This window comes from Streptomyces sp. NPDC127117 (assembly GCF_042677325.1).
Lineage (GTDB): Bacteria > Actinomycetota > Actinomycetes > Streptomycetales > Streptomycetaceae > Streptomyces.
Genome location: NZ_JBHXTM010000005.1, coordinates 229,387 through 242,253, shown reverse-complemented (window position 1 = coordinate 242,253; position 12,867 = coordinate 229,387). Strand labels below are relative to the sequence as shown.

The 12,867-nt window shown below is 72.6% G+C and carries 10 protein-coding genes; 6 read left to right on the top strand and 4 right to left on the bottom strand.

Translation table 11 applies throughout. From position 1 onward, the window contains the following. The first annotated feature begins 195 nt into the window (after positions 1-195). A complete protein-coding gene (locus tag ACFVH0_RS07385; protein ID WP_385818570.1) occupies positions 196-3,153 on the top strand; it encodes a BTAD domain-containing putative transcriptional regulator in 2,958 nt (985 codons plus the stop codon). Between the two features lie 219 nt (positions 3,154-3,372). Next, the gene (locus tag ACFVH0_RS07380) at positions 3,373-3,579 is read left to right on the top strand and encodes a sigma-like protein (RefSeq protein WP_385818569.1); all 207 of its coding nucleotides are present in this window, start codon (positions 3,373-3,375) and stop codon (positions 3,577-3,579) included. A gap of 123 nt (positions 3,580-3,702) precedes the next feature. On the opposite strand, the gene ACFVH0_RS07375 is transcribed toward ACFVH0_RS07380, so the two are convergent. Next, positions 3,703-5,256, bottom strand: a complete 1,554-nt coding sequence (locus ACFVH0_RS07375) for a FadD3 family acyl-CoA ligase (RefSeq protein WP_385818567.1) — start codon at positions 5,254-5,256, stop codon at positions 3,703-3,705. A gap of 91 nt (positions 5,257-5,347) precedes the next feature. On the opposite strand from ACFVH0_RS07375, the gene ACFVH0_RS07370 reads away from it, so the two are divergent. The 3 genes from ACFVH0_RS07370 to ACFVH0_RS07360 are packed head-to-tail and all read left to right on the top strand — an operon-like array spanning position 5,348 to position 7,729. Continuing rightward, the gene (locus ACFVH0_RS07370) at positions 5,348-6,496 is read left to right on the top strand and encodes a lipid-transfer protein (protein WP_385818566.1); all 1,149 of its coding nucleotides are present in this window, start codon (positions 5,348-5,350) and stop codon (positions 6,494-6,496) included. Between the two features lie 13 nt (positions 6,497-6,509). After that, positions 6,510-6,950: a Zn-ribbon domain-containing OB-fold protein gene (locus tag ACFVH0_RS07365; protein ID WP_385818594.1), complete on the top strand. Its 441-nt coding sequence runs from the start codon at positions 6,510-6,512 to the stop codon at positions 6,948-6,950. A 5-nt stretch (positions 6,951-6,955) separates the two neighbouring features. Then, the gene (locus ACFVH0_RS07360) at positions 6,956-7,729 is read left to right on the top strand and encodes an enoyl-CoA hydratase/isomerase family protein (protein WP_385818564.1); all 774 of its coding nucleotides are present in this window, start codon (positions 6,956-6,958) and stop codon (positions 7,727-7,729) included. A gap of 36 nt (positions 7,730-7,765) precedes the next feature. On the opposite strand, the gene ACFVH0_RS07355 is transcribed toward ACFVH0_RS07360, so the two are convergent. Next, positions 7,766-8,308 carry a hypothetical protein gene (locus ACFVH0_RS07355; protein ID WP_385818563.1) on the bottom strand — a complete coding sequence of 181 codons (543 nt, stop codon included), beginning with the start codon at positions 8,306-8,308 and terminating at the stop codon, positions 7,766-7,768. Between the two features lie 159 nt (positions 8,309-8,467). On the opposite strand from ACFVH0_RS07355, the gene ACFVH0_RS07350 reads away from it, so the two are divergent. Beyond that, the gene (locus tag ACFVH0_RS07350; protein WP_385818561.1) at positions 8,468-9,193 is read left to right on the top strand and encodes a hypothetical protein; all 726 of its coding nucleotides are present in this window, start codon (positions 8,468-8,470) and stop codon (positions 9,191-9,193) included. 124 nt (positions 9,194-9,317) lie between these two features. Here ACFVH0_RS07350 and ACFVH0_RS07345 read toward each other — a convergent pair whose 3' ends face one another. Continuing rightward, complete coding sequence (locus ACFVH0_RS07345) at positions 9,318-11,678, bottom strand: PQQ-binding-like beta-propeller repeat protein (RefSeq protein ID WP_385818559.1); 2,361 nt, start codon at positions 11,676-11,678, stop codon at positions 9,318-9,320. 161 nt (positions 11,679-11,839) lie between these two features. Further along, positions 11,840-12,769 carry a VOC family protein gene (locus ACFVH0_RS07340; RefSeq protein ID WP_385818558.1) on the bottom strand — a complete coding sequence of 310 codons (930 nt, stop codon included), beginning with the start codon at positions 12,767-12,769 and terminating at the stop codon, positions 11,840-11,842. Between the last annotated feature and the right edge of the window lie 98 nt (positions 12,770-12,867).

Sequence of the window (12,867 nt, the reverse complement as noted above, 5' to 3'; positions counted from 1 at the left end):
TTGTCGAGGGCTTGTGCAGAGAGTCACCCACTGCTGACGTGCCACCCAAGACAAGGCAGACTGTTGAGCGCGATACCAGCGGTACCGACCAATCCGGATCCACCCGCCCCGGACGGCACATGGGCGGGCAATCCAGGCGGGCAGCGTCAAGCACGATGGGCAGCACAGGCGGGGCGAGCAGGGCAGGGGGCAGCAATGGACCGTGACATCGGGCCACACGTGCGTGTTCCGGAGCAGCGCGCTCCACAACAGCGGTCGGCGGGCGCCGTCGATCTGCGTTTCTCCGTACTCGGTCCGGTACGGGCATGGCGGGACGGCGAAGCGCTGTCGTCCGGTTCGCCGCAGCAGCGCGCCCTGTTGGCGGCACTCCTGCTGCGTGGTGGCCGCACGGCCACCGCCTCGGAGCTCATCGACGCGATCTGGGGCGACGAACCGCCCTCGCAGGCGCTCGCCACCATACGTACGTATGCCTCCCGGCTCCGCAAGGTGCTCGACCCGCAGACGCTGGTCAGCGACGCCGGCGGGTACGCGATCCGGGCCGCCCACGACGCCCTGGACGTGACGGTGGCCCAGGAGCTGGCGGCCGACGCGGACAAGGCGCGGGCCTCCGGCGACCGCTGCCAGGCCCGGACCCTCCTCAACAAGGCGCTCGGGCTGTGGGACGGCGAGGCGCTCGCCTCGGTGCCCGGACCGTACGCCGAGAACCAGCGCACCCGCCTGGAGGAGTGGCGGCTCCAGCTCACCGAGACCCGTCTGGACCTGGACCTGGAGGTCGGCTGCCACGCGGAGGCGGTCTCCGAGCTGACCGCGCTCACGGCCGCGCACCCGCTGCGGGAACGGCTGCGCGAGCTCCTGATGATCGCCCTGTACCGCAGCGGCCGCCAGGCCGAGGCCCTCGCGGTGTACGCCGACACCCGCCGGCTGCTCGCCGACGAGCTGGGCGTGGACCCGCGCCCCGAGCTCGCCCAGCTCCAGCAGCGCATCCTGCGCGCCGACGAGGAACTCGCCCGCCCCGTGGACGAACCGGCACCCGCCCCGGCCCCGTTGCGCCCCGCCCAGCTCCCGGCCACCGTCCCGGACTTCACCGGCCGCGCCTCCTTCGTACGCGAACTGGGCGACCGGCTGGCGACCGCCGAGGGTTCGGTGATGGCCGTCTCGGCGCTGGCCGGCATCGGCGGCGTCGGCAAGACGACCCTCGCCGTGCACGTCGCCCACCAGGCGCGCACGCACTTCCCGGACGGCCAGCTGTACGTGGACCTCCAGGGCGCGGGCGCGCGGGCGGCGGAGCCGGAGACGGTCCTCGGCGCGTTCCTGCGCGCGCTGGGCACCGCGGACTCGGCGATCCCGGACTCCCTGGACGAGCGCGCCGCGCTGTACCGGTCCACGCTGGACGGCCGCCGCATCCTGGTCCTCCTCGACAACGCCCACGACGCGGCCCAGATCCGCCCCCTCCTGCCCGGCACCGCGGGCTGCGCGGCCCTGGTCACCAGCCGCGTCCGCATGGTCGACCTGGCCGGCGCCCACCTCGTCGACCTGGACGTGATGTCCCCGGAGGAGGCGCTCCAGCTCTTCACCCGCATCGTGGGCGAGGAGCGGATCAACTCCGAGCGGGAGGCCGCCCTCGACGTGGTCGCGGCCTGTGGTTTCCTCCCGCTCGCCATCCGTATCGCCGCCTCCCGCCTGGCCGCCCGCCGCACCTGGACGGTCTCGGTCCTGGCCGCCAAGCTCGCCGACGAGCGCCGCCGCCTCGACGAGCTCCAGGCCGGCGACCTCGCGGTGAAGGCCACCTTCGAACTCGGCTACGGCCAGCTGGAGCCCGCCCAGGCCCGCGCCTTCCGCCTCCTGGGCCTGGCGGACGGCCCGGACATCTCCCTGGCCGCCGCGGCCGCCCTGCTGAACCTGGACGTACACGCCGCGGAGGACCTCCTGGAGGCCCTGGTGGACACCAGCCTCGTGGAGTCGGCCGCCCCCGGCCGCTACCGCTACCACGACCTGGTGCGCCTCTACGCGCGTTCTTGCGCCGAGCGGGGCGAGGAGCCCCTGGAGGAACGGGAGTCGGCGCTGTCGCGGCTGCTGGACTTCTACCTGGCGACGGCGGCGGGGGTGTACGCGCTGGAGCGGCCGGGGGACCGTGCCGTCGCCCACCTGGTGGCCACCGAGCACCCGGGGCTCGAATTCACCGACGGGCACGCGGCGGTGGACTGGCTGTACAGCGAGGCCGATTCACTGCTTGCCTGCGCCCATCAGAGCGCGTCGAGCGGAATGCTGCAGCGCGCCGTCGACCTGCTCTGCGCGGCGAAGGACCTTGCCGAGTCGGGTGCGAACTCCCGCCAGTACGAGACCACCGGCGTAGCACTGCGCGACGCTGCGATGGCTGTCTCGGAACCTCGTTCCGAGGCACGGGCCCGCGCCTCGCTGTCCACCGTGTACCTCGTCTCCGGCCGTTTCGAGCTGGCCGACGAGGAAGCGCGGCACGCAATGGATCTGGCCAAGAGCACCAAGGACCCGATCCCCGCGTGCTGGGCACCCAACGACCGCGGCATCATCGCGTTCTACCAGGGAAGGCACGAAGAGGGAGAAAAGTTCCTGCAGGAGGCCATAGACAACTACCGCGCGGACGGGAACCTGGTCGGCGAGGCATCCGCGCTGTGCAACCTCTCCCGCATCCACGTGAACATGAACCGCACGGCCAGCGCGGTCGAGCTCGCCCAGCAGGGCACGGCCATCTTCGACGGAATGGGGCTCAGCCTCCGCACCGCGAACGGCCGGTTCGCACTGGGCATCGCGCTCACCCAGGCCGGCAGGCCGGCCGAGGCCTTGGAGGAGCTCGACGAGGCTCTGCGCGTGTTCCAGGGCAACCGCCAACGGCTCTGGGAGGGTTCGACCCATTTCCGGATGGCGGAGGCCCACCTGGCCGACGCGCGCCCCGCGCGGGCGGCCCAGCACGCGGAGCAGGCGCTGGCTCTGCGTGTCATCGGAGGTGAATGGATGCGGGGCAATGTTCTGATCACTCTGGGACACGCCCTCGAAAGCCTCGGTCAGATCGACCGGGCACATGCATGCTGGACCGAAGCCCTGGCCATCCACGAGCAGTTCGGGGCGGCGGAGGCCGACAAGGTCCGGGCCCTCCTCACCCCGGTCAGCGCAGCCTGAGGGGCTGAGGCCGGCGGAGAACCGGCGGCGTTCATCGAACGTTTATCGCCACTCGGCAGTCTTAGCCCATCGACCCGTCGTGTCGGGGGGCAGGCGGGTCGCACGGGGGACCACACCGCTAGGGTGAACGGCCCTGATATGCCCGTCCGGCAGCCCACGGGGGAGCAGCCGGACGGGCATCGCCGACCACGCAAGCAAGATCTTTGGGAGTTGACAGGCATGAGCGACGCACTGAAGCCGAAGACAGGTGCCGCCACGACGCAGGAGAACCACGCCGGCAGCCCGGGCAACGGCGCCGTCAAGCCGCTGGAGAACCACGCCGGCAGCGTGAGCGAAGACATCACGACTCTGGAGAACCACGCCGGCAGCACGCCGAAGGACCTGCTCAAGACGCAGGAGAACCACGCGGGTTCCGAGAAGGCCTGAACCTCACTCGACGGGGGTACGGCCGCGGCGGCGCGGAGGGGGAGCCGTCGCGGCCGTCGTACGTCCGGGGGAGCACAACGCAGGGGCACGAGCCGGTGGCTCGTGCCCCTGCGTTGTGCTCCGCTACAGCCCCCGCAGCTCCCCCTTCACCACCTTGCCGCTCGCGTTGCGGGGCAGTTCCTGCATGAATTCCACCGCTCGCGGGACCTTGTAGTTGGCCATCTCGCGGCGGGACCAGGCGATCAGGTCGTCGGCGGTCGCCGTCGCGCCGGGGCGGCGCACCACATAGGCCCTGCCCACCTCGCCGAGGCGGGGGTCGGGGACGCCGATGACCGCCACGTCGGCCACGTCGGGGTGCAGGCCGAGGAGCTGTTCTATCTCGGCCGGGTACGCGTTGAAGCCGCCGACTATGAACATGTCCTTGATCCGGTCGGTGATCCGGAGGTTGCCCGCCTCGTCGAGGACTCCCACGTCGCCGGTGTGGAGCCAGCCGTCCGGGGAGATCGCGGCGGCCGTGGTCTCCGGGTCCTCGAAGTAGCCCTGCATCACGTTGAAGCCGCGGACCAGGACCTCGCCGGGCTCGCCGGGCTCGGCCAGTACGCGGATCTCGGTGTCCGGGATCGCGCGGCCGGAGGTCGAGGCGATCGTCCGGGCCGGGTCGCCCCGGCGGCACATCGTGACGATGCCGCTCGCCTCGGAGAGGCCGTACGCGGTGAGGACCGTGGCGATGCCCAGCTCCGTGCGCAGGCGTTCCACCAGTCTCAGCGGGACCACCGCCGCGCCCGTCACCACCAGACGGAGGGCGGACAGGTCATGGGCGGAGCGCGCGGGGTGGTCCAGGAGGGACTGGTGGAGGGTGGGTGGGCCGGGCAGCACCGAGATGCGTTCGGCGGCGATGTTGGCCAGGGCCGTGTCCACGTTGAAGACCGGCTGCGGGACCATCGTCGCGCCCCGCATCAGGCACGCGATGATGCCCGCCTTGTAGCCGAAGGTGTGGAAGAAGGGGTTCACGATCAGATAGCGGTCGCCCTCGCGCAGATCCGCCAGTTCACTCCAGATCGCGTAGCAGCGCAGGGTCTGGGCGTGGGTGATGACCGCGCCCTTGGGCCGGCCGGTGGTGCCCGAGGTGTAGATGATGTCGGAAGGGGCCGAGGAGGCGATCGCGTCGGCCCGGGTGCGCACCTCGGCCCCGGACACCTCCTCCCCCGCCGCCAGGAAGTTCTTCCAGGTGACGTAGTCGTCTGGGGCGGAGTCGGCGAGCACCACCACCCGTTCCAGGTGCGGGAGCCGTACGTCCGCCCGGCGCAGCGACGCCACGTACGACGTGCCGAGGAAGGTGCCGGTGACGAAGAGGAGCTTCGCCCGGCTGCGTTGCAGGATGTACGCCGCTTCGGTGCCCTTGAAGCGGGTGTTGAGGGGGACCAGGACCGCACCGGCCGTCACCGCCCCCAGCGCGGAGACGATCCAGTCCAGGGTGTTCGGCGCCCAGACCGCGACCCGGTCCCCCGGTTCCACGCCCGAGGCCATGCACGCGGCGGCGGCCCGCTCCACGCGGTCGCCGAGTTCGGCGTACGAGACCCGGGTGCGGCCCTCGACGACCGCCTCCCGGTCCCCGTACCGTCGGGCCGCCGCCCGGATCAGCCTCGGGATGCTGCCCCACTCCTCGTCACCGCGCATCGTTCGCCCTCCTGACGCAGTAGCTGACTATCCGTCAGATTAGCTGTAGCCTCAGCCGCTGTCAGCAGTCATGACGGCCTGGGAGGTGGCGGTGACAGCACTCAAGGACGCGACGGCGATAGCCGGCATAGGACAGACGGCCTTCGCGAAACAACTGCCGGAATCCGAGAAGACCTTGGCCTGCCGGGCCATCGTCGCGGCGCTCGACGACGCGGGCATCGCCGCGTCGGAGGTGGACGGATTCGCCTCGTACACGATGGAGGAGACCGACGAGGTGGAGGTCGCCAAGGCCATCGGGGCCGGCGACGTCACCTTCTTCAGCAAGGTGGGGTACGGCGGCGGCGGCTCCTGCGCGACGATCGCGCATCTCGCCGCCGCCGTGGCGACCGGGCAGGCGAGCGTCGGTGTCGCCTGGCGGTCCCGTAAGCGGGGTTCGGGGCCCCGGCCCTGGAAGAACACCGCCGTGCAGCTGCCCACCCCCGCCCAGTGGACCCGCCCGTACGGACTGCTGCGGCCGGCCGACGAGATCGGGATGCTGGCGCGGCGGTACATGCACGAGTACGGGGCGACCCGCGACCACCTCTTCAACGTCGCTCTCGCCTGCCGCAACCGCGCCAACCAGAACCCGGACGCGGTGATGTACGAACGGCCGCTGACCCGCGACATGTATATGACCTCGCGCTGGATCAGCGAGCCGCTCTGTCTCTTCGACAACTGCCTGGAGACGGACGGGGCGCTGGCCTGCGTGATCGTCTCCGCCGAGCGGGCCCGTGACTGCCGGCAGAAGCCCGTCTACCTCCACTCCGTAGCCCAGGGGCTGCCCGCCCAGCACCACGGGATGGTCAACTACTGGAACGAGGACCCGCTCTCCGGACCCGCCTGGACGGCCGCCCGGCAGCTGTGGAAGCAGGCCGACTTCGGCCCGGACGACGTGGACGTCGCGCAGATCTACGACGCGTTCACCCCGCTCATCCCGCTCTCCCTGGAGGGCTACGGCTTCTGCGGACGCGGCGAGGGCGCCGCGTTCACCGAGGGCGGGGCGCTGGAGAGCGGCGGCCGGCTGCCCATCAACACCGGGGGCGGCGGGCTCAGCGAGGCGTACGTGCACGGCTTCAACCTGATCAACGAGGGCGTCAAGCAGCTGCGCGGCGTCTCCACCGCCCAGGTCCCGGACGCCCGGACCTGTCTGGTCACCGCCGGGGAAGGCGTCCCCACGTCCGCCCTGCTGCTGAGGAGTTGAGGAGTTGACCGCCATGGATGCCCTGCTGCTGCCCGTCGTGGACGAGGACGGCGCCCCCTTCTGGGAGTACGCGGCCCGCGGTGAACTCCGCGTCCAGGCGTGCGCCGCCCCTCAGTGCGGACGGCTCCGCTTCCCGCCCCGGCCGTGCTGCCCGCACTGCCAGTCCTTCGAGAGCGAGTGGCGGCCGATGAGCGGACGCGGCCGCATCTGGTCCTACGTACGGCCGCATCCGCCGCTGCTGCCCGCGTACGCCGCGCAGGCCCCGTACAACGCGGTGGTGGTCGAGCTGGCGGACGCCCCGCAGATCCGGCTGGTCGGCAACGTGGTGAGCGGTCCGGAGGCCCCGCTGGACTCCGTCGATCCGGAGCGGCTGCGGATCGGTGCACCGGTCCGGGCGGTGTTCTGCCCGGCCGGTCCCGGGGTGACCCTGGTGCGCTGGCTGCTGGAGAGGTGAGCGCGATGGCGCTGCGCACGGAGACGGACAAGGAGACCGGGGTCGCGCTCGTCACTCTCGACCGGCCCGCGAAGCACAACGCGATCGACCTGGCCACGGCCGCCGAACTGACCGCCGCCTGGCGGGCGTTCCGCTTCGACGACGGGGTGCGGGCCGTGGTCCTCACCGGTGCGGGCGGCCGGGCCTTCTGCACCGGGATCGACCGGGGCGTGGAGGTGCCGCAGCCCTCGTCCCCGTACACGATCGACGATCCGCTGATCGCGATCGGGCCGAAGGCCAACGACCTGTGGAAGCCGGTGATCGCGGCCGTGGAGGGGATGGCCTGCGGCGGGGCGTTCTATCTGCTGGGCGAGGCGGAGTTCGTGATCGCGTCCGAGGAGGCGACGTTCTTCGACCCGCACACGACGTACGGCATGGTCAGCGCGTTCGAGGCGATCTCGATGGCGCAGCGGATGCCGTTCGGCGAGGTGGCCCGGATGGCGCTGATGGGGACGGCGGAGCGGGTCTCGGCCCGTCGCGCGTACGAGACCGGGCTGGTCAGCGAGGTGACGGCGCCCGGTGGCGCGGTGGACGCGGCGCTGCGGGCGGCGGGTGTGATCGCCTCGTACCCGACGCGGGCGGTGCAGGGGACGGTGCGGGCGGTCTGGTCCGCTCGGGAGGCGGCCAGGGCACAGGCCATGGCCCATGCCCCGCACCTCGTCGCGCTCGGCAATCTGCCGCCGGAGCGGCAGGCCGAACTGTTCCGGGGGCGGGGCGGCAGCGAATTCCGGACGCGCTGACGGGGCGGCGGGCGGGGCCGTCGCCGGGCCGGCGGGTCAGTGGCTCAGCTCGGCCACGACGCGGCACTTCTTCACCTTGGAGACCTTGCGCGGGCTGTCCATCCGCACGGAGACGGTCCTGGTCTCGCCGCCCTCGGCGTCCACGCTGGCCTCACCGGTGTCGACGGTGTTGCCCCGTGCGTCGAGGAAGGCCACGTCGACCTCGTAGGTGTGCGAGCCGGTGGCGTTGGCGGTGAGCCTGACGGTGGAGGTGGTGACGGCCTTGCGCTTGCCCTTGCGGGGCTGGGCGCAGCGCAATACGTACGCCTGGGGCTCGTCGGTCGCCGTGGCGGTCGGGGTCGGCGTCCCGTAGTCGGTGCCGCCGGAGGAACTGCTCGACGAGTCGTAGTCATCGTCGTCGTAGTCGCTGCTGTGGTAACCGCCGTTGCTCTTCTTGGAGTTGGAGCAGCCACCGCCGCTGCTCGACCCGTGGCTCTTGCTCTTGCCACTGCGGCCACCGTGGCTGGAGGTCGAGAAACCGGTGAGCGCGAGCACCACCACGACCAGTACCGCGGAAAGCCTTATGTGCTGCCGCATCATCGATGCAGCCCCCCTTGTGTTGTTGTCCGTTTCTGCAGTTGTCGAACGACCGTCCGTCACGCTAGCGCAAGGTGGCGAGGGCCAGGGGCCGGGCGTAGCGTCGAGGCCGAGAGCGGTGCAGAGCTGTGACGCCGGTCCGTGGCACGCAGGAGGCCGATGATGATCCGCAACGTCCTCGGCTCGGTCCTCGCTCTCGCCGGAGCGGCGGCCGCCGTGCTGAGCCCCTTCCGTGACTGGTACGACGGTCGCCTCGGGCGTCACTACCGGGTCGACGAGCTGTTCACCGGCATCACGGCCGGCCGGCCCGGACCGCTGGGTTCGATCCTGGTCGCGTTCCTCTTCGCCGCCGTGCTGACGGTGGTGGGTGTGGTGCTGCGGTCGCGGCTGCTGGTGGCGACCGCGGGTGTGGTGGTGCTCGGGTTCACCGTGCTGTGGATGGTGCGCCAGGGGGAGTCGGTGGGCAGTCTGACGGTCGCGGGCGACGGTTCCGGGCTGGGGTGGGGCGTGGCCGGGGCGGCGGCGGGCGGGGTGCTGCTGCTGTTGGGCGCGGCGGTGATGTCGGGGCGGCGCGGTACCGGTCGCCGGTCGGTCCGCAAGGGGCACAACCAGCCGTACGCGGCGCCGGGCTCGGAGAACCCCGACACCTGGCCGCCGACGCAGGAGCCGGGGCCGTCCGTGCAGACGAGCACCCTGCCGGAGCCCGAGCCGGAGCTGTACACGGGGCCGGATCCGGCGGAACGGCACCGTCCGGCCGCGGGCCCGGGCCCGGACGGCCGGGACACGGCCCCGTACCCCGTCGTGCCGGACGAGGGCCCGGCCCCCGGCCCGGGCTCCGCGCCCGGCCCGGGCTCCGCCTCGGATGCGGACGGGCGCCCGCGCGGCTGAGGCCCTCCTCGCCCGGGTTCCGTCCTCGAACGCCGGACGGGCTGGATTTCGCTGCGGCCCGGTCCATGTACCGACCTGACCTCGGACCGGCTGGATTTCGCCGGACGGGCTGGATTTCGCCTTGCTACGCCCTGGCCCGGCTGCCGGTGCCCGTGCCCTTCAGCGCGTCCAGCGCGTACACGCAGCGGTCCTTGCTGCACGCGTACACGACACCGCCCTGCGCCACCGGCGACCCCGTGATCTCGCCGCCGGTCGCCAGCTTCCAGCGGAGCTGGCCGCCCGCAGCGTCCAGGGTGTACAGGACGTGGTCGGCGGAGCCGAAGTGGACGCGGCCGTCGGCGACCACCGGGGCGCCCACCACCTCGCCGCCCGCCGCGAACCGCCACTTCGGGGTGCCGGTGACCGCGTCGAGCGTGTACAGCGCGCTGCCGCTGCCGACATGGACGTTCCCGGCCGTCACCAGCACCGGTTCGATCGACTGGCGGGCCTCCGTGGCGATGCGCCAGCGGTCCTTGCCGGTCGAGGCGTCGAGCGCGTACACCGTGCCGAGGTAGTCGGCGAGGTACACCCCGCCGCCGGTGACGGCGGGGCCGGGCGCGAACGCGGGCGGGGAGAGGAAGACCGCGGGCGACTCGAAGTGCCAGCGCACATGCCCGGACACGTTGTCCACGGCCAGGACCCGGGCCCCGGCGCTGACGTAGACGAAGCCGTCCGGCGCCGCGGTCACCCGGACCGGCACCCCGCCGCAGGAGGCCGCGTCGCCGATGGGGTACGACCAGCGCTCGATGCCGGTACGGGCGTCGACGGCGCGCAGCCGGGCGTCCTGCCAGAGGTAGACCGTGCCGTCGTGGATCGCGGGTCCGGCCTCCGCCGTCTCGAAATCGGTCTGTACGCCACCGCTCTCCCAGAGCTTCTCGCCCGTGGACGCCTCCCACGCCTGGACGCCGCCGCCCCGGGTTCCGGTGACGACGGTGCCGCGGTCGGCCTTGAGGGAGTACACCCAGGCGTCCGTCTGGAGCCGCCACCGCTCGGCGCCGGTGGTCGCGTCCAGGGCGTACAGGGACGGACCGTCCGAGGCATGGATCCGGCCGCCCTCGACGGCCATCACCCAGGCCACGTCGCGGGTCTTGAACTGGCGCCGCCCGTTTCCGACGTCCAGGGCGTGCACCTCGAACGACGTGACGTAGAGGAGGTCCCCGGCGACGACGGGCGTTCCCCAGACGTCGTTGGACATCCGGAACCGCCAGGGCCGCCAGCGGTCCGGGCCGGGCGGCGGCTCGGGCGGCTGCGCGGGGCCGGGTACGGGCGCGGACGGGCCGGAACCGTTCACTCCGGCGGGCGGGCGCACCCAGCCGGTCGCGGGGCCCGCGTCCGTGGTGGCCGTGGCGGTGGCCCGGACGTCCTGGGCCCGCGGGCCGGGGCCGATCGGCACCTTCGCGCCGGGCAGCCGTACCGGACCGCCCGCGTCGGGGGCGGGCACCGGATCGGGGGCCTGGGGGCGCGGGTCGGTGTTGCGGCGCCAGCCGGGGTCGATGCCCGGCGGCGGACCGGGCGGCGGGCCGACGGGCGGGCCGGGCGGCGTGGGCCTCCGGCCGCCGCGGCGCTGCTCGATCATCGCGGTGGCGGAGGTCGGCAGCCAGGCGGAGGCGGTACCGCTGTCGTCGCCGCCGGAGGCGAAGAGGTGCGGGGCGAGCTGGGCCTGGAGGTCGGCGGGGGTGGGCCGCAGCGCGGCGTCCATCTGCATGCAGGACTCGATCAGCGGCCGCAGCTCGCCGGGCAGGCCCTCCAGGTCGGGGCCCTCGCGCAGCAGCATGAAGACCGTCTCGACCGGGTTGGCGCCGTGGAACGGCGCGTGGCCGGTCGCGGCGAAGACCAGCGTGGAGCCGAGCGAGAAGACATCGCTGGCGCCGGTGACGCTGCGGGAATCCCTGGCCTGTTCGGGCGACATGTAGGCGGGCGTGCCCACGGCGACGTTCGTCATGGTCAGCCGGGTGTTGGAGACCCCGGACGCGATCCCGAAGTCGATCACCCGGGGGCCGTCCTCTACGACGAGCACGTTCGACGGCTTCATGTCGCGGTGGACCAGCCCCGCGCCGTGGATCGACTGGAGCGCCTCGGCGATGCCGGCGGCCAGCCAGCGCACCGCCTGGACGGGCATGGGCCCGCACTCGCTCACTATCTCCTCCAGCGAGGGGGCCGGCACATAGGCGGTGGCCAGCCACGGCACGGCGGCGCGCGGGTCGGCGTCCACCACGGCCGCGGTGTAGAAGCCGCTGACGGCGCGGGCGGCCTCCACCTCACGCGTGAACCGGACCCGGAACAGCTGGTCCTCGGCGAGCTCCGTACGGACCGTCTTGATCGCCACGCGCCGGCCCGAAGCCGAGCGGGCGAGATAGACCAGCCCCATGCCGCCGGCACCGAGCCGCCCCAGCACCTCGAACGGGCCGATCCGCCTCGGGTCGTGCTGCGTCAGCTGCTCCACCACTTGCCCTGCCACCTCCCCGTACGAGCCTCAGGAACAGAAGCCCGCGAAAACCCGCCCTGTACGGCGTCTCACCACTGGGCACCACCCGGCGGTGCGCACCCCCGATTCTTCCTGGCTGAGGCCCTGGTTGCGAACCCGGGGGCGGATCGGGGTGTCACAGCTCACTCTGCCCCGTTCTCGGACACAGGGGGCTGAAGTACGGCGAAGACGGCGCCCTGATCGTCCTGGAGGACCGCCATCCGCCCGTACGGAATGTCGAAGGGGGCTGCGGAGATCCGGCCGCCGAGGCGTACGGCGTTCCCGGCGGTGCGGTTGCAGTCCTCGACCGCGAAGTAGCTGAGGAAATAGCTGGGCATCTCCGCCGGGAGCGCGTCGGTGATGACGCTGCGGCCGCCGACCGCGGTGTCCGGACCGGGCTCGGTGCCCGCCGGGGACCACATGCGGAAGCCGGCGGACCGGGAGTCGTCGGGCGCGGAGTCGCCGGACCGGGAGTCGTCCGGCCGCGTGTCGGAGTCTTCGGGTCCGGAGTCGTCGGGGCCGGAGCCTTCGGGTGCGGCGTCGTTGAATACGGCGTCGTCGGGTCCGGCGTCGCCGGGTCCGGCGTCGTCGAGGTCGGTGCCCTGGAAGCCGAAGACCCTCTCGTAGAAGGGATCCACCCGGTCCTTCTGCCGGGTGTAGACCTCGGTCCAGCAGAAGGAGCCGGGCTCGTTCTGCTTCTGGAAGCCCTCGCGGTCACCGGCCTGCCAGAGTCCGAAGACGGCTCCGCCGGGGTCGGCCGCCTGGGCGAGCACCCCGGCCCGGCCGGCCCGGACCGGCTCGGTGATCACCTGGCCGCCCGCCTCCCTGATCCGGGTCACGGACGCGACGATGTCGTCGGTGGCGAAGTAGATCCCCCAGGCGGTGGGCATCCGGCCGTCCTGCTTGGCGGCGAGCGCGGCGACGAGCTTCCCGCCGCTGAAGGCGTCCGCGTACGGCCCCTCACCGGCCCGGAAGGTCCAGCCGAACAGCTCGCCGTAGAAGCGCTTGCCCGCTTCCAGGTCGGGCAGCTGCACATCCACCCAGCACGGCGCGGATCGCGCGAATGCGGCCATGGGCCCGGGTCCTTCCCTTTGCGGCGGTCGTACGGCGCACGCGGCGGTCGAAGTTCGTCACAGTGACACTCGTCACAGCAAACGTAACCGCGGGTCGC